19 protein-coding genes and 1 pseudogene are annotated in these 15,355 nt (G+C 69.1%); 13 read left to right on the forward strand and 7 right to left on the reverse strand.

Going from position 1 to position 15,355, the window contains the following annotated elements; all coding sequences use genetic code 11:
* Window positions 1–26: 26 nt before the first annotated feature.
* Complete coding sequence (locus tag ACFWVP_RS02625) at window positions 27–926, reverse strand: hypothetical protein (RefSeq protein ID WP_384493104.1); 900 nt, start codon at window positions 924–926, stop codon at window positions 27–29.
* A gap of 280 nt (window positions 927–1,206) precedes the next feature.
* Here ACFWVP_RS02625 and ACFWVP_RS02630 point away from each other — a divergent pair, with 280 nt between their 5' ends.
* A complete protein-coding gene (locus ACFWVP_RS02630) occupies window positions 1,207–1,461 on the forward strand; it encodes a DUF6332 family protein (RefSeq protein ID WP_384493105.1) in 255 nt (84 codons plus the stop codon).
* A gap of 418 nt (window positions 1,462–1,879) precedes the next feature.
* Here the strand turns inward: ACFWVP_RS02630 and ACFWVP_RS02635 are convergent, their stop codons facing one another.
* On the reverse strand, window positions 1,880–2,698 hold the full coding sequence (locus ACFWVP_RS02635) for an isocitrate lyase/phosphoenolpyruvate mutase family protein (RefSeq protein WP_384493106.1): 819 nt from the start codon (window positions 2,696–2,698) through the stop codon (window positions 1,880–1,882).
* 768 nt (window positions 2,699–3,466) lie between these two features.
* Between ACFWVP_RS02635 and ACFWVP_RS02640 the strand changes: the two genes are divergently transcribed.
* Window positions 3,467–4,294 carry an alpha/beta fold hydrolase gene (locus ACFWVP_RS02640; protein ID WP_384493107.1) on the forward strand — a complete coding sequence of 276 codons (828 nt, stop codon included), beginning with the start codon at window positions 3,467–3,469 and terminating at the stop codon, window positions 4,292–4,294.
* A 633-nt stretch (window positions 4,295–4,927) separates the two neighbouring features.
* Here ACFWVP_RS02640 and ACFWVP_RS02645 read toward each other — a convergent pair.
* The gene (locus tag ACFWVP_RS02645) at window positions 4,928–5,386 is read right to left on the reverse strand and encodes an SRPBCC family protein (RefSeq protein WP_384493108.1); all 459 of its coding nucleotides are present in this window, start codon (window positions 5,384–5,386) and stop codon (window positions 4,928–4,930) included.
* 163 nt (window positions 5,387–5,549) lie between these two features.
* On the opposite strand from ACFWVP_RS02645, the gene ACFWVP_RS02650 reads away from it, so the two are divergent.
* From ACFWVP_RS02650 to ACFWVP_RS02660, 3 genes and pseudogenes are all read left to right on the forward strand, one after another.
* The gene (locus ACFWVP_RS02650) at window positions 5,550–6,455 is read left to right on the forward strand and encodes an SDR family oxidoreductase (protein ID WP_384493109.1); all 906 of its coding nucleotides are present in this window, start codon (window positions 5,550–5,552) and stop codon (window positions 6,453–6,455) included.
* Between the two features lie 58 nt (window positions 6,456–6,513).
* Entirely contained in the window at window positions 6,514–7,050 is a 537-nt protein-coding gene (locus tag ACFWVP_RS02655) for a cysteine hydrolase family protein (protein ID WP_384493110.1), read from the forward strand.
* A 42-nt stretch (window positions 7,051–7,092) separates the two neighbouring features.
* Window positions 7,093–7,416, forward strand: a pseudogene (locus ACFWVP_RS02660) (glutathione-dependent formaldehyde dehydrogenase); the annotation flags it as partial.
* 222 nt (window positions 7,417–7,638) lie between these two features.
* Here ACFWVP_RS02660 and ACFWVP_RS02665 read toward each other — a convergent pair.
* From ACFWVP_RS02665 to ACFWVP_RS02675, 3 genes are read right to left on the reverse strand one after another with little or no spacing between them, the layout of a single operon-like run.
* Complete coding sequence (locus tag ACFWVP_RS02665; protein ID WP_384493111.1) at window positions 7,639–8,709, reverse strand: SRPBCC family protein; 1,071 nt, start codon at window positions 8,707–8,709, stop codon at window positions 7,639–7,641.
* Between the two features lie 5 nt (window positions 8,710–8,714).
* Entirely contained in the window at window positions 8,715–9,617 is a 903-nt protein-coding gene (locus ACFWVP_RS02670) for a histone protein (protein WP_384493112.1), read from the reverse strand.
* Window positions 9,618–9,676: 59 nt separating this feature from the next.
* Window positions 9,677–10,138 carry an Asp23/Gls24 family envelope stress response protein gene (locus tag ACFWVP_RS02675; protein ID WP_384493113.1) on the reverse strand — a complete coding sequence of 154 codons (462 nt, stop codon included), beginning with the start codon at window positions 10,136–10,138 and terminating at the stop codon, window positions 9,677–9,679.
* Between the two features lie 207 nt (window positions 10,139–10,345).
* On the opposite strand from ACFWVP_RS02675, the gene ACFWVP_RS02680 reads away from it, so the two are divergent.
* From ACFWVP_RS02680 to ACFWVP_RS02715, 8 genes are read left to right on the forward strand one after another with little or no spacing between them, the layout of a single operon-like run.
* Window positions 10,346–10,669 (forward strand): gas vesicle protein, encoded by a 324-nt coding sequence (locus tag ACFWVP_RS02680; RefSeq protein WP_384493114.1) that lies wholly within the window; start codon window positions 10,346–10,348, stop codon window positions 10,667–10,669.
* A gap of 40 nt (window positions 10,670–10,709) precedes the next feature.
* Window positions 10,710–11,174, forward strand: coding sequence for a gas vesicle protein GvpJ (gene gvpJ / locus ACFWVP_RS02685; RefSeq protein WP_384493115.1), 465 nt, complete (start codon window positions 10,710–10,712; stop codon window positions 11,172–11,174).
* A 3-nt stretch (window positions 11,175–11,177) separates the two neighbouring features.
* Window positions 11,178–11,918: a GvpL/GvpF family gas vesicle protein gene (locus ACFWVP_RS02690; RefSeq protein ID WP_384493116.1), complete on the forward strand. Its 741-nt coding sequence runs from the start codon at window positions 11,178–11,180 to the stop codon at window positions 11,916–11,918.
* A 1-nt stretch (window position 11,919) separates the two neighbouring features.
* A complete protein-coding gene (locus ACFWVP_RS02695) occupies window positions 11,920–12,168 on the forward strand; it encodes a gas vesicle protein GvpG (RefSeq protein ID WP_384493117.1) in 249 nt (82 codons plus the stop codon).
* Complete coding sequence (locus ACFWVP_RS02700) at window positions 12,165–12,554, forward strand: gas vesicle protein (protein ID WP_384493118.1); 390 nt, start codon at window positions 12,165–12,167, stop codon at window positions 12,552–12,554. The genes ACFWVP_RS02695 and ACFWVP_RS02700 overlap by 4 nt, the downstream gene beginning before the upstream one ends.
* A complete protein-coding gene (locus tag ACFWVP_RS02705) occupies window positions 12,551–13,420 on the forward strand; it encodes a GvpL/GvpF family gas vesicle protein (protein ID WP_384493119.1) in 870 nt (289 codons plus the stop codon). Before ACFWVP_RS02700 ends, ACFWVP_RS02705 begins: the two co-directional genes overlap by 4 nt.
* Complete coding sequence (locus ACFWVP_RS02710) at window positions 13,392–13,634, forward strand: gas vesicle protein (RefSeq protein ID WP_384493120.1); 243 nt, start codon at window positions 13,392–13,394, stop codon at window positions 13,632–13,634. The genes ACFWVP_RS02705 and ACFWVP_RS02710 overlap by 29 nt, the downstream gene beginning before the upstream one ends.
* Window positions 13,631–13,915: a gas vesicle protein K gene (locus tag ACFWVP_RS02715; RefSeq protein WP_384493121.1), complete on the forward strand. Its 285-nt coding sequence runs from the start codon at window positions 13,631–13,633 to the stop codon at window positions 13,913–13,915. The genes ACFWVP_RS02710 and ACFWVP_RS02715 overlap by 4 nt, the downstream gene beginning before the upstream one ends.
* A gap of 469 nt (window positions 13,916–14,384) precedes the next feature.
* Here the strand turns inward: ACFWVP_RS02715 and ACFWVP_RS02720 are convergent, their stop codons facing one another.
* Window positions 14,385–15,167 carry a VOC family protein gene (locus ACFWVP_RS02720; protein WP_384493297.1) on the reverse strand — a complete coding sequence of 261 codons (783 nt, stop codon included), beginning with the start codon at window positions 15,165–15,167 and terminating at the stop codon, window positions 14,385–14,387.
* Between the last annotated feature and the right edge of the window lie 188 nt (window positions 15,168–15,355).

Consider the following 15,355-nt stretch of genomic DNA (forward strand, 5'->3'; position numbering starts at 1 on the left):
CCGGGTGAAGCCGGACAGGGCGAGGGTCAACTCGAACTCCGCGACGAGGCGTCGCGGCGCACCAGCCACAGCCTGACCTGGTGGGGCAGGGCCAGGACCAGGTTGTGGGCGTCCACCCGCTTGCCCTGCCAGGCGGTGGGTGCGCCGGGCCAGTCCGTCACCCAGCCGCCGTCGGAGGAGTTCCGGATCGTCAGCCGGCCGTTGAACGCTCCTGCTTCGTTGTCCCAGCTGATCCGTGCGCCCCGCGCCACGACGAACGGCGTTTCCAGCGCCGCCCGTTCGACGAGCAGGACGTCCTGCCGTGCTGTCGAGTGGACGGCGCGCCTCCCGTCCGCCGTCCTCATCAGCCGCCAGTCCTCGACCACCTTGCCGGGGCTCACGTCAGGGACCGAGTGGATCCGCACGGCGGCGAAGGTGCCGCTGATCACCCCGACGACGGCCCCGGCGCAGACTCCGATGAGAGTGCAGGCGACGAAGCCCCGCAGCAGTCCCCGGGCGAAGCCCCGCAATGCCGTGGCCGGCGGGACGTACACCCCGGTCGGGCGGTCGGGGCGCCCGGCGAGGAGCAGCACTAGGCCCGCGACGAGGCAGGTCACCGCCGTGACCTGTTCGCCGGTGTAGCCGTAGATCGCCAGCCCGGCGAAGACGGCCACCGCGCCCAGCGCGCGTACGGCCTGCGGACCGATGGGGCTGCCGACCCACGGCAGGCTGAGTGGACCGGGGCGACGGGAAAGGCCCGCGACCGCGAACATCATGGACAGGATCAGGCCGAAGCAGCAGCCGTTGAGGTACCAGGCGGGCCCCGCGGCGTCCTCGTCACCTCCCTCGCGTACGAGCACGACAGCCAGCGTCACCAGCGCGCCACACGCCACCGCCAGCCCGGCCCGGCGCATCATGCGTGCCCGCCGGAAAGATGTCGTCGTCACAGCCCTACCGCGCCCGTCATCCGGTCATTGATCACCACGCTGGCACGGGGCCGGAGCCCTACGGGGTGGGAACCGCACAGGACCACCCCCACAGGTGACCGACCGGAGGGTGCACCCGCGGCGGGCAGCGCGGGCCAGGCCGCAGGGATCCCGTCGTGGTCCACGCGATGCCCCGAGGGTGCGGGCAACGAGCGGTCACCTCAACGGGTGGCCGAGCCGCCCGTGAGAGTCAACGGTCGGCGCGGGCGCTGTGACTTGACCGCGATGTGAAACTTGCAGCATGGACATGGGGCGTGAGTCGCGGTGGGAGAAGGACGCAATGACGGTGGAGATCGTTTTCGCCCTGGTGACTGCCGCCGTGCTGGCTGGGGTGATCCTTGCCGTCACCTGGACGCTCGTCCTGACCCTTGAACCCTCCGGCCCGGCAGAGAAAGGCGTATGGGCAGGGGGCGCACTGCTCGGGGCGGTAGCCGGAGTGTGGCGTCTGGTACGGGCGCTGCTTCGGTTCGACGAGCAGCGCCGAATGGGCCACTGACTACGGCCCTTCCCCTTGCGGTCGTTCCGCGAGCGCCGTCGCGGCCGCAGGGCGGCGGCCGTCGTCGCCGCGGTGACCGCGAGGTGTAGGCGCGTGTTCGGGGCAGCAGCTGTCCTCGGTGTCCATCGGGCCGTCCGGGGCGACGGCCCACCGCCGGTTCACCGAGTGCACGAGGCCAGGGTACGGGCCGAGCTCCACCGCCTGCTCCTCGGGGAATTCGGATCCCGCGGCGACCGGGACCGGTCGAGGTGCGCCAGGCCCTGATCCCGTTCGGGAAAGGCACATCTCCGATGCGGTCCCGCCGAGGACCTCGCCGCCGCGGGCCCGCCGAGCTCCACGCCGACAAGGGCTGGCACGACGAGGCCACGTGGCTCGGGCAGGATGGCCGCCGTGGCCGCGCCTCTCGCCCCGACCGAGGTCAGTGGGGTTCGGAGAACAGCGCGTCGATTTCCGGGAAGGCCATGCCTTCGGCGAGGGAGTCGTAGTCGCCGGTGCCGAGGAGCTCCTGCGCGGCGCGGCGGGCGGCAGCGTAGGCGACCTGCGCCACACCCGAGCCGAGACTGACGCGAGCCACGCCCAGGGCGCCGAGCTCGGCAACGGTCGGGGCGCCGGGGCCGGCCATGACGTTCAGCGGTACGGAGATGTCCCTGGCCAGCGCCGCGATGGTGGCGGTGTCGGTGACGCCGGGGACGAAGATGCCGTCCGCGCCCGCATCGACGTACATGTGTGCCCGGGCCAGGGTTTCCTTCAGCCGGGTGTCCGGGTCGCCGAGCCCGAACAGGAAGGTGTCGATGCGGGCGTTGAGGAACAGGTCCGCGCCTGCCCGGTCGGCGGTCTGCCGGGCCGCGGCCAGCCGCGTCGCGAGTTCTGCCGGGGGCCGGGTGCCGTCCTCGATGTTGACGCCGACGGCGCCGGCCGCGAGCACCCCGGTCACTGTCTCGGCGACGCCGGCGGCATCCGTCCCGTACCCGCCCTCGATGTCCGCGGTGACCGGAACCGCGACGGCGGCGACGATTCGGCCGACCAGTTCGAGCGCCCGGTCGCGGGTAAGGAAGTCGCCGTCCGGGGAACCCAGCGACCAGGCGACACCGGCACTGGTCGTGGCGATCGCCGGGGCGCCCGCGGCCTCGATGACGCGGGCACTCGCGACATCCCAGGCGTTGGCGAGAGCCAGGGGTGCGGATGCGGTGTGCAGGGAGCGGAAGACGTGGGCGTTGTCCGGCCGTGTGATGGTCATGGGCGCAATCAAACACCGACCGCCGCCCGCCTTCCGGCAAGAATCCGACACAGACTCGACCCCCCACCTCCGGAGTCACCCCCGAAGGCCTTCCGGAGCCGACCACCGGGCGGCCCTGGCCACCTTCTTCCAGTGGCGTGATCCGCAGACGCGGACGACGTCCGTGTCCGCTGTCCGGGCGGCTACCGGATCGCCTGTGAGCTGGAGGTCCGGGGCCCGCACAGCCTCCGCCGTCCGACACAGCTGATGAGGGAGCAAGGTCCACCTCGCGGGACACGCCGTTCCTCAGCCTGGCGTGCCGGGTTCCGCGGAGTGACGCGCATCGGAGCTGTCCGGCTGGGGGCAGAACGGCCGTGTGCGGTGAGCACGCGCCGCCCAGGACTCCGTTGGCGGGCTCACCCGGGTGCTCCCGAGCAGGCGCGCATGCCATTTCGTTGCCCGACGTGTGAGCGCGGCGAGGCAACGACCTGGCGCTCCTTCTGCCGACACGAAGGAAACGTGCACGGCCCCCTCGACAGCACGGCCCGGGGCGCGGCACAGCCACCCCCGATGGTGTACCGCACCAGGGACAACCCCCTCGCGTGGCCCACGGGGTCGCGCCGCTCTCCGACGCCCGGGCCGGGGCGTCGCGCGGCGACAGGGTGCGGGTGGCCCGACCGTGTGAAAAATGGAGCGGGGGCACATACGAGAGGCGTCCTCGAGCGGGGAGCCTCTTCATCGAAGTCGGCCACATCGTGGTCGGGTACCGACAGACCTGAGAGGTACGCCATGCCGATCTGCACCACCCGCGACGGTGTCGACATCTTCTACAAGGACTGGGGCCGAGGACGCCCCGTCCTCTTCATCCACGGCTGGCCGCTCAACGGCGACGCCTGGCAGGACCAGCTCAAGGCCGTCGCCGACGCGGGCTACCGGGGCATCGCCCACGACCGCCGCGGTCACGGCCGCTCCACCCCGGTGTACGACGGCTACGACTTCGACACCTTCGCCGACGACCTCCACGACCTGATCACCCATCTCGACCTGCGCGACGTGACCCTGGTCGCCCACTCGATGGGCGGCGGCGAGCTGGCCCGCTACATCGGCCGGCACGGCACCGACCGCATCAAGTCCGCCGTCCTGCTCTCCGCGATCCCGCCGCTGATGCTGCAGACCGCGGACAACCCCGAAGGCGTACCGCAGAGCGTCTTCGACGACATCAAGAGTGGCATCCTCAAGGAGCGCTCCCAGTTCTGGCAGGACACGGCCGTCGGCTTCTTCTCGGCGAACCGCGAGGACAACAAGGCCACGCAGGGCAACAAGGACGCCTTCTGGTACATGGCGATGGCGCAGACCATCGAAGGCGGGGTCGACTGCGTCGACGCCTTCGCGGCCACGGACTTCCACGAGGACCTCGAGAAGTTCGACATTCCCACCCTCGTCGTGCACGGTGACGACGACCAGGTCGTGCCGATCGACGCGACCGGCCGCAAGACGGCCGAGCTCGTCGCCGACGCGGAACTGAAGGTCTACGAGGGCGGCTCGCACGGCATCGCACTGGTACCGGGCGACAAGGAGAGGTTCAACGAGGACCTCCTGGAGTTCCTCAAGAAGTGAGAGGAACAGCCACAGCCCCGCCGCACCGGCAGCACCGTCGTCCTGGCAAGTCGCAGCCCCTCGCCCGCCGCACGCAGCCGCAGCGCCAGCCGGGCTCCTGCGCGGATCGGGGGAACGGGGTGAAGAGGGCGTCGAGGACGCCGGGGCCGCAGCGCCTCCCAGACCTCGCGCAGGTCCTTCCAGGCCGCACCGTCCCCGGGGGCGAACGCCTCCCAGGCTCGCGGCTGTCTCCTCCAGATCAGGGCTCAGGACGGCGCAGCGACGTCCCTCAGGGGTGGGCGAGCACCTTGGGGGCGTGGCTCCAGCTCAGTCCCTCCTCTTCCAGACACATGCCGGCCAGGACCGGGGAGGCGGCGGCAAAGGGATGGAGGCGCTGAAGAGGTCGCGTTGAACTCAGGGTCGAGCCCTCGGTCGTGGCGGACCACTCCTCCGGGCTCGTCCCGGGCCTCCAGTACCTCCACGCTCCAGCCCGCGGTCGGCCAGGAGGTTCGCCGCGACCAGCCCATTGGGGTCCGCCCCGACCACTACGGCGTCCGGCATGGCTTGCTCCGTCCTCGATGGGGGCGGCGCCCCGCCCGGCAGAGCGCCCGCCGCGTCCAGGTCGCTACCGGTTCAGGCCCCCTTCGGGCGAAGTCACCGCGCAGACGTGCGGACCGCGCCTTCCTCCCCCTGGCACAGCAGAGCGAGGCGCCTCAGCATCGCCCGGTGCCGCACTTGTTGCGCCAGGTCCAGCAAGCCGTTGTGCAGAGCGCCCCCGGCGCCGCGCAGTGGGTGTTCGTCGAGGATGATCAGTGTGTGCTCGCCCCAGGGCCGCAACTCGATCGCGATCCTCGCTGTCCCCAGCGGCCCGCTGTCCGCCTCCAGTTCCAGCACGCTGACCGGCTCGCTCCGGCGCACGACGGTCCGGTTCCGAAGGGTGAGCGGCCCGATCCTGACCTCGTACCGCAGAGCCGCCCCCAGCTCCGGCCATCGTCCCTCGTCCGGCTCGGCCCGGGACGTCCCGACGACCCAGTCCCCGTACCGCTCGACGTCGGACAGTACCGCCCAGACGTCCGCGGGAGGTTTCCTGATCAACCGGTGTCGCACGGCCATACGTGCCTCCCTCGCCAGAAGTTTCGAACCTTTCTGCGGTTCCCACGCTAGGCCTGGGAACGTACCCGCGCGCGGGGGAGCGGGCCGCTGGATCGCAACCCGCCGGGGTCCGGGGCATCCTGGATGGACGCGGGTCCGTTTTGCTGGACCGAGGTGAGGTGCCATGTCCGTATCCAGCCCCCTCGCCGGCCGGACGGCGGTCGTGACCGGTGCCGCCCGGGGCCTCGGTGCCCACATGGCCCGGGCGCTGGTGCGGCGCGGTGCCCGGGTGGCGCTGCTGGGGCTGGAGGAGGGAGAGCTGGCGCGGACGGCGGCCGAGCTGCCCGAAGGTGCTGCTCAGGGATGGGTGGTCGACGTGAGCGATGCGGCCGCGATGGAGCAGACAGCCGCGCGTGTGCGGTCCCGGTTCGGCTCGCCTTCGGTGCTGATCGGTAACGCGGGCATAGCTGCGGCCGGCCCGTTCCTGGATTCCGATCCGCGCTTGTGGCAGCGGATCATCGAGGTGAACGTGGTGGGCAGCGCGGTGACGGCACGGGCCTTCCTGCCGGACCTGCTTCGCACCCGGGGCTACTACCTGCAGGTTTCCTCCCTTGCGGCGCTCGCTCCGGCCCCGCTCATGAGCGCCTACTGCGCCTCCAAATCGGGCGCCGAGTCCTTCGCGCAGGTGCTGCGGGCCGAAGTGGCACACCGGGGCATGGGTGTGGGTGTGGCCTATCTGAGCTGGGCGGACACGGAGATGATTCGGGCCGGCGACACCTCCCGCGCCATGCGTGCCGTCCGGTCGGCGCTGCCGTGGCCGGCGTCGCGGACCTATCCGGCGCCGGAGGCCGCGGAACATCTGATACGCGGTGTCGAACGCCGCTCCGCCGTGGTCTACGCCCAGCCCTGGGTACGCGGGGTACGGCTTGCGCGTCCTTGGCTGCCGCCGCTGGTCACGCTCCGCTCCCGGCGGATGATGCGGCGCCTGGAGCGGGGCGAGGGCGTCGCATCGACCGGGCCCCTGGGCCCGGGTGGCGAGGCAGCGGTGAACAGGCCCGCTGACGGGTATCCGCCGCGCGACGGAGGCTGAAAGGCGGCTGCCGCCGCGTCGGCCGGGCGCCGGGACGCAACCCACAGGAGATGGTGGCATGACCGGATCGGCACTGATCGTGATCGACATGATCAATACCTATGAGCACAAGGACGCCGAACTCCTGCTGCCCGCCGCGAAGGTGGCGTTGCCGGGGATCGTGTCGTTGCTCGACCGGGCCCGCGGGGAAGGGGTTCCGGTGATCTACGCCAACGACAACTGGGGTCAGTGGCGCTCCCACCACGGCGAGCTGCTCGACCACGCCCTGTCGAAACCGCATGCCGCCCTCGTGGAGCCGCTGCGTCCTGACGCGGAGTCCCTGTTCATCGTGAAGGCCAGACACTCCATCTTCTACGAGACGCCTTTGAAACTTCTGCTGGCCGAACTCGGAGTGGACCGGTTGGTCCTGACCGGCCAGGTGACCGAACAGTGTGTGCTCTACTCCGCGCTCGACGCGCACATCCGTCAGGTCGGAGTGACCGTGCCCACGGATGCTGTGGCCGCCATACACCCGGAACTCGCGGAAGCCGCGCTGACCATGATGCGCCGGAACATGGGCGCGGACATCACCCTGGTCGCTGATGTCGAGTGGTGAGCCGAGCCCCCTCCACCCCATGCGGGACAGAACGCACGTAAGGCGAGCCTGGACAGGCTCGGCGCGCTCTACGCGGCGATCGGCATCGTACGGCGCGGCGGCACCGTCTCGCTCTCCGGCGTGTACGGCGGAGCCATGGACCCACTGCCGCTGCTGCGCATATTCGACAAGCAGCTCCAGTTCCGGATGGGCCAGGCGAACGTGTGGCGTTGGGTACCGGACATCCTGCCGTCGCTCACCGACGATGACGTCCTCGGCGTGGACGGCTTCGCCACCCAGCACCTGCCACTGGAGGAAGCGCCCCGGGCGTACGCCGCCTTCCAGGCGAAGCGGGACGGAATGATCAGGACCCTGCTGCGCCCCTGAGGCCAAGGCCGCAGAGAACAAGGACCGCCGCCCGGCTGACAAGCCGGGCGGCGGTCACAGGCACGATGCCTGCTGGTGGCGAGTCCTCGGAGGCATGGGAAACCGGTCACGTGGGGGAGGGTCACACCTGCGTGCCGGAGGGCGGCCGGGTTACCGGTCCGGACCGGTGATTCGCGGCGCACCGGTGGCCGACGCCTCATCAGTGCATCGGCCGGATGTCGCTCACCGTGCCTCTTCCTCCTCCTCTTCCTCCTCCGCTTCCTCGTCCTCGTCCTCGTCCGCTTCCTCCTCCGCTTCCTCGTCCGCTTCCTCGTCCTCGTCCTCGTCCGCTTCCTCGTCCTCGTCCTCGTCGTAGTCGTCGTCCTCCTCCGCATCCGGGTCTTCTACGTCCTCGTCGTCCTCGTCGTAGTCGTCGTCGGAGGCCTCTTCCTCAGGTTCCTCGTCGTCCTCTTCGGGCCCTTCGTCTTCCGGTTCGTCGTCCTCGAGCCCTTCCTCGTGGCTTCTGACAACTTCACCGTCACGGATCTCGCCGCGCCATCCTTCGACGTCCTCGTCGTCCGTCAGCGTGGCGTACCGCTGGAAGTGCTTGAGGTCCAGGCGCAGTCGGCGTCCTTGCGCACGCCAGACGTTGCCGGTCTTCTCGAAGAACCCGGACGGGGTGTACTCGACTACGGCGACGACCCGGGTCAGGTTCGAGGCCAGTTCGTGGAACGTGATGGCACCGTGCGTCGTCCCCTTGGCGCCTTCGGATGACCAGACGATGCGGTCGTCGGGAACCTGCTCCTGCACCGTGGCCTTCCAACTGCGGTTGGAGAAAGCCACTTTCAACTTCCAGTCGCTTTCGATCTCATCCGACTTGGACACACTGGTGACGCCCTTGGTGAAGGAGTTGAATTCCTCTATCTCCGTCCAGCGGTCATAGACCGCGCGCAGGGGCTTTCCGACGTCGATGGCCTCCACGATGTTGATCACCTTGGCGCTGCCGGACTTCCCACCCCCGCCACCGAAGGCGTTCTTGACCGAATCCACGGCCTTGTCCTTCAACGCGCCGGCCTTCTCGCCTACAAAGGCCTTGACCGGGCTTTCGCCGCCGAGAACTCGCTTTCCGACATTCAGGAGCCCTCCGTCCCCGCCTCCGTCGTCGCCGTCCCCAACGCCTTGCGTGAGATCCGTGAGTTTGTCGCCGACGGAGTCGAGCAGCCGCTGTCCCTTGGCCCCGACGTAGGCGGACAACTGCTCCTTGACCTGATCCAGGCCGGACGCGCTCTTGGGGTCATCCTGCTGCTTGGCCATAAGAGCTACCTCTTCCGGCTGTTACGGTTCGCGGCCTTCTTGGCTGCGGCCTTCTTGGGCGGCGGCTTTTTGGCTGCGGCCTTCTTGGGCGGCGGCTTTTTGGCTGCGGCCTTCTTGGGCGGCGGCTTTTTGGCTGCGGCCTTCTTCGGCGGCGGCTTCTTGGCTGCGGCCTTCTTCGGCGGCGGCTTCTTGGCAGCGGCCCTCTTCGGCGGCGGCTTCTTGGCAGCGGCCCTCTTCGCGGGCGTCTTCTTTGCCGCCTGACGTTTCGCCGGTCGACGGCGAGGAGGTTCCTCCTCCTCGACTTCCTCTTCCTCCTCCGGCTCTTCGTCCTCCTCCTCCTCCGGCTCCTCGTCCTCCTCCGGCTCCTCTTCCTCCGGCTCGTCCTCTTCCGGCTCCTCCTCTTCCTCCGGCTCCTCTTCCTCCGGCTCCTCTTCCTCCGGCTCCTCCTCCTCCGGCTCTTCCTCCGGCTCCTCTTCCTCCGGCTCTTCCTCCTCCGGCTCTTCCTCCTCCGGCTCCTCCTCGGTCTCGTCCTCACCCTCCTCAAGGTCGGAGGTTGCCTCAGAATCTTCTTCCTCGTTGTCCTCTTCGTCCGGCCCTGCGAGCAGGGCATCGGTCCGCTGCTGGAGGGCACCGGCGACGGCTTCGAGGTGACGGTTCGCCGTTGCCGACAGCGCCGTACGACCGGCATTCAGTACTTCACCTCGCGCCTGCTCCACCAGGGGTGCTACGGCAGGGTTCTCGGCCAGCTTGCGGACGCCCAGGGTGACGAGCTCCCGTGGATTCATGGGCAGTTGCTGTCCCATGACGAGGGAGGCGACACCGAGGGCTGCTTTCCCCTTCTTGGTCCGGCCAAGGACGTAGCCAGCCGCCACTGCGGTGGCGAGAGCGACTTTCCTATTGCTTTCCATGAGTGCCTCGAAATGCTGGGGGATGGGGGCTACGTGCTCTTCGGACGACGGGAGTGTCCCTAGAGGACTCGCTCACTCCGGCGAGTGCTGCTGTCCTCGTCGTCGCCCTCGTCATCCGATCCGAGAAGATGGACGTCGAGCACGTTGATGTTGATTTCAACGACTTCCAGACCTGTCATCGTCTCCACCGCGTCCGTCACACGGCTTCGGATCTCCTTCGCGGCGTCCCCGACGGGTTCGCCGTATTCCACGATGACGTCCAGGTCGATTGCGGCTTGGGCCTCCCCGACCTCGACTTCGACGCCCTTGCTCGGGTCGGACGACCTCGACACCCTGCCCCGCAGCGATCCCGGCTTCCGCGAAGCGCCGCCGCCCAGCGCGTAGATCCCGTCGGTCTCCCGGGCCGCGATGCCCGCGATGACGGCGACGACGTTGTCGGCGACGGTGGTCGTGCCGCGGGGTCCCGCACCGGCGCCGCCCGGGCTGAGAGGGGTGTTGCCGCTGATGTCGGTGCTGGCCATCGGAGATCCTCCAGAAAAGAGAGGGGAAGTGTCCGCGAGTGGCAAGGCGCTGTGTTCTGCGGCGAGCGCCGACCGCCATTGCGGTGCGCACTCTCATCCCAATGTCCTCCGGGCTCCGGCAAGCCGCCATTCGTGCGGATTCCGGTGGCACCCCATTCGGCTGCTCACCAGGTGCGGCACGGTCGGAGGGTCAGCAGACTGGCGAACATGCCAGAGCAGCATGCCGGGCGTGCCCGGACCTCTCGAACCACCCGTACCTCTGCGGGCAAGGAGCACCTGAGAGGAGCGGAGGAGGCGGCCGAACGTGCGTGTCAGAGCCTGGCGAGGCTGATCAGACACAAGACCGAAGGCGTCTCCGCTGTCTCGCGGACCGACGAGGGATGGCACGTCGACGTCGACGTGCTCGAGCTCCCGCGAATCCCTGACACCACCAGCCTGCTCGCCACGTACGAAGTGGACATCGACGAGGACGGCTCGCTGCTGCAGTACCGCAGAGTGCGTCGCTATCGCCGTGGTCAGGCGGACACGTGAGCGCCCGGCACCGGAGCCAATCCCGAGAGACGGTCATCCCTTGAGTACATACAGTGAGGAGGTTGTCCGCGTTCCGCGTGCCGGCAGCCTCTATGACGTCCTGGAGCTCATCCTCGACCGCGGAATGGTCATCGACATCTTCGTGCGGGTGTCCCTGGTCGGCATCGAGATCCTGAAGATCGATGCACGCATCGTGGTCGCCAGCGTCGACACCTACCTGCGGTTCGCCGAAGCGTGCAACCGGCTGGATCTGGAGAACGACGCGGGGAGCAGGACGGTGCCCGAACTGTTCGGCGGCGGCCTGACGAAAAGCGCCGACAAGGCCGGGGCGAAGAAGGCCGCGCATTCCGTGGGCGACAAGGTCAGGAAGGCCGTAGGTGTCGGCGGGGACGACGAGGACGAGCAGGAGGAGCAGGAGGAGGAACGACCCCGCAGGTCCAAGACGTCCTCCCGCTCCAAGAGCACCGCGAGCGGACGAACCCGCCGTCACGAAGAGGATCGCTGACCCATGACTGCTTCAGGCATCTACGTGTACGGCATCGTGGGCGGCTCCCACAGACTTCCTCCAGGTGCCGTGGGTGTGGGCGAGCCGCCGGCACCGGTGCGGCTGCTGCCGGTCGAGGATCTCGCCGTCGTGGTCAGCGCCGCGTACCCGGGGCTCCGGGCCCGGCGACGCGACTTGATGGCGCATCAGGGTCTGCTCATGGCGCTGGCCGAAACCGGGCCCGTGCTGCCGATGCGTTTCGGCATGGTGGCACCGGACGAGGCCACGCTGCTGGCGGGCGTGGCCACCCACGGAAGCGAGCACGCCGCCGTTCTGGAGCGGCTGGACTCCCGTATCGAGATGAACATCAAGATCACGCCGGTGCAGGACAACCTGGCCGCGCTGATCCGTGAGGACCCGGTCGTCCGGGGGATTCGCGAGGAGGCACGCCGTCACCCTGGTTACGAGGCCAACGTCCGCCTCGGCGAGGCCGTGGCGGCAGGCCTGCGGCGGAGGGCCGCGGTGGCGGCGGCCCGGTTGCCGGCCGAATTCGCGGGAATCGCCGACGACACGTGCTCCGGGCCGGAGGTGGAAGGATGTGTCCTGAACGCGTCCTTCCTCGTGCCCCGCCGTGAGGAAGGACGTTTCCGCGGTGTCGCCGAGCGGTTCGCCGCGGTCCATACGGACCGCCTCGACCTGCGGGTCAACGGACCTCTGCCCTGTTACAGCTTCGTGGTTCCCGAACCCGTCCCGGCCAGGGCCTGACATGGGGCTGCTCTCCGGTGTCCTTCTCCTTCCCCTGGCACCGGTACGTGGAGTGGTCTGGATCTCCGACCGGCTCATCGACGCGGCGGAGGCGGAACTCTACGACCCATCGGTGATCCGCGCACAGCTTGCCGAGCTGAACCGTGCCCTGGACGACGGCGAGATCGACCTCCCACGGTTCGAACGCGAGGAGGAGCGGTTGCTTGACATTCTCGACAGGAAGTCGCCGGTACCTGGAGTCGCACCATGACGGAACTGAACAGTTGGAGCTCAGAGCCCCGGTCGCACCCGCCCGCTACGGCCAATCTGGCCGAGATCCTGGAACGGGTTCTGGACAAAGGCATCGTCATCGCCGGTGACATCAAGATCGACCTTCTGGACATCGAACTGCTGACCATTCGTCTGCGTCTGTTCATCTCGTCCGTCGAGACAGCGAAGAAAGCAGGCATCGACTGGTGGGAGACCGACCCGGCCCTCTCCTCACGCGCCGCACGCGACGCCCTGTCCGAGGAGAATCAGCGGCTGCGCGAGCGGATCGAGGCTCTGGAGGGCGACGACCCGCAGGAGGTCGGCACCACTCAGCACCGCGGGAGTCCCCAGCAGATCGGTAGCAGAAGGGAATGGCCTCGCCGATGACCGTGCCCCCCCACCCCTCGCCCTGCTCGACGGACAGCATCGCCTCCACCGTCACCTACGCCTTCGCGGTCTGCCTGGCTGACCGCTCCGGCGATCTCGCCTCCGTCTTCTCCGGGCATGCCGGAGGCGGGCCGGTGCGACTGCTGACGGTCGGCCGGCTGTGCGCGGTGGTACAGGACGTGCCGGCGGCGGATTTCTCCGAAGCGGCCCTGCGCGACCGGCTCGCGGACGCCGCCGAACTCGAGTACTGCGCGCGGATCCACCATGACGTCATCACCGCCGCTGCCGCGGGCGGCCCCACAGTCCCGCTGCCGCTGGCCACGCTCTATCTCGATGACGAGCGGGCCGGTGCCGCCCTCCGGGAAAACCAGGAGCGCTTTCGCAAGGTGTTGGACCAGGTCGCCGGGCGGGCAGAGTGGGCCGTCAAGGTCTACATGACGCACTCCGACACTCTGGCGCGGGCCGCCGCGCCGACCTCACCCGGTATGCCGCCCGTGGATACCCCACCCGGGCCTCAACAGGCTTCGGGCCGTGCGTATATGAAGAGCCTCCGCAGCCGACAGAAGCTGCGCGAATCGCACCGGGAAAGCGCTCTGGCAGCCGCCGATCAGGTGGACGGCGCGGTACGGGGGCTGGCGGTCGGCACGGTCCGGCGCCGTCCGCACGGACCCGAGGTCACAGGCAAGGACCGCATTCAGGTGATGAACCTCGCCTGCCTGATCGCCGAGGACAGGAGCGAGGAGCTGGCGGCCACGATCGGACGGCTCCGTACGTCCCCGGACTTCGATGGCATGGAGATCGAGGTGTCGGGGCCCTGGGCCCCCTACTCGTTCACGGATGGAGAAGATCTTGCACGGCAACCGTAGCCCCGTTCCGTGGCAGGGCCCGGAAGCCATGGCCCCCATCGGAGTCCCTCTGGTCGACTTGCTCGACAGGGTGCTCGGTACGGGCGTCGTCATCAGCGGGGATCTCGTGATCGCCATCGCGGACGTACCACTGGTCCGGCTTTCACTGCACGCCCTGCTGGCCTCCGTGAGCGAGCGCGTACCCGCACCGTGGGCCGACAGCGGGCCCCTGTGAACGACGCCCGAGTGGACATCGATCCGCACAATGTGGGCCGTGATCTGGCCTCGCTGGTGCTGACGGTCGTGGAGCTTCTCAGGCAGCTCATGGAACGCCAGGCGGTCCGCCGCTTCGACAGCGGAGAGCTGACAGAGGAACAGGAGGAGAGCGTGGGGACCACCTTGATGCTCCTCGACGAGCGGATGACGCAACTCTGTGAGCTGCACGGTCTGCGCCGCGAGGACCTCAACCTGGACCTCGGCCCCCTCGGCACTCTTCTCTCCCACGAAACTCGGTGACCTGTCGCTCCGGGGCCCCCGCCGGACGGCCCCGGCTCGCTACTTCCACATGACTCCGTGGAGCAACGTGCGGTCGTCCAGTCAGGGCCGCCCCACCGACGGTTGGGCGGCAGCGGACGGATGAAGTCGCGATCCTCTTTCGAGTCGGGGGGCAGCGAACCGTGGGACGCCTTCCGTACCCTTAGGCGCGTGTACTTCCTGGGCACGACGGCCCGCACACGGTGACCGCCGAGGTTGTGCTTCACGAGCACGCGGCCTTGTTCGAGCCGGCCAGGAGTGTCGATCAGTCCGTGGACGCAGGAGGCGGAGAGAATCCCGCCCTTGATCTCCACCACCGTGGCCGCACTCTTGAGCACGTGGCTGACAGGAACCACGCCGTGGTTGCGACACTTCGACGACACCGCCTCGCGGCACCCGGTCTGATCGATGCGTGTCCGATCCGCTCGGGACCCGGTCGGTCCCCCGTTCCTCAGCTGTTGCGATAGCTGAGCGTGAACAGACCGCCGTCCGGGCTCTGCAGAGTCCGCGAGAACCCCTTCGGTGCCCAGGAGGCCGCCGGCAGCCGGGGTCTGGTCCCTCCGGCCTTGATCGCGGCATCGACGGCGCGTTCGACGTCGTCAACGGGGAAGTTCACAAGCCAGCGGGGCCGGAGCTGCGCCTGTTCAGCACTCGGTGAGCCGCCGCTACGCAGGGAGAGGGCGGGGCGGTCGTCCTTTTCGACACCGACGTGGTGACGGCGATATGTCACGTCGATCCTCGCTTCCGTCGCCCAGCCGAAGACTTCCCCGTAGAACTTCGCGGCGTCGAACACGTCACGGGTCTGCAGGTCGAGGCGAGCGGGGGCGCCTTCCTCGCCCGGCACCCACGCCAGGGCGGGGCCTTCCCAGAAGCCGAATGCGGCCCCGTCCGGGTCGGCGGCGAGTCCAGCACGCCCCTGGCCCAGCGGGATGGGGCCCACTGCGAGGGTCGCACCTCGCTCCCGGATCCGGGCCGCCGTCACATCGGCATCGCGCACTGCGAAGTACGGCGTCCACTCCGAGGCCGGAGCGAGTCCGGGCCGCCGCTCACCCATGCCCGCGACGGGCAGCCCCTCGGCCGACGCGACAACGAACTGACTTCCCAGGGAACTCCTGCGGAACTCCCAGCCGAGTACCGCCGTGTAGAAGGCCCGCGCGGCGGCGAGGTCGTCGACCATGAGGTTGATCCAGCACGGCATACCCGCGACCGGGACCACCTGCTCCGCACCTGACACAGACACTCGGGCTCCTCGCATCGATCCATAACCAGTGTGCGACGGGAGGAACGCACGCTCAGTCGTGTCCTCCGCCCTCCGCGGTAAACCTATGTCGTGCCGGCTGCCGTCCGGCGCCGCCCTCTCATCCCTTCCAGGCCAATGGAGCAGAAGTTCATGCGCCAGGCGCGAAGAGGGCGCCGGCGACT

Source organism: Streptomyces sp. NPDC058637, assembly GCF_042717325.1.
GTDB lineage: Bacteria > Actinomycetota > Actinomycetes > Streptomycetales > Streptomycetaceae > Streptomyces.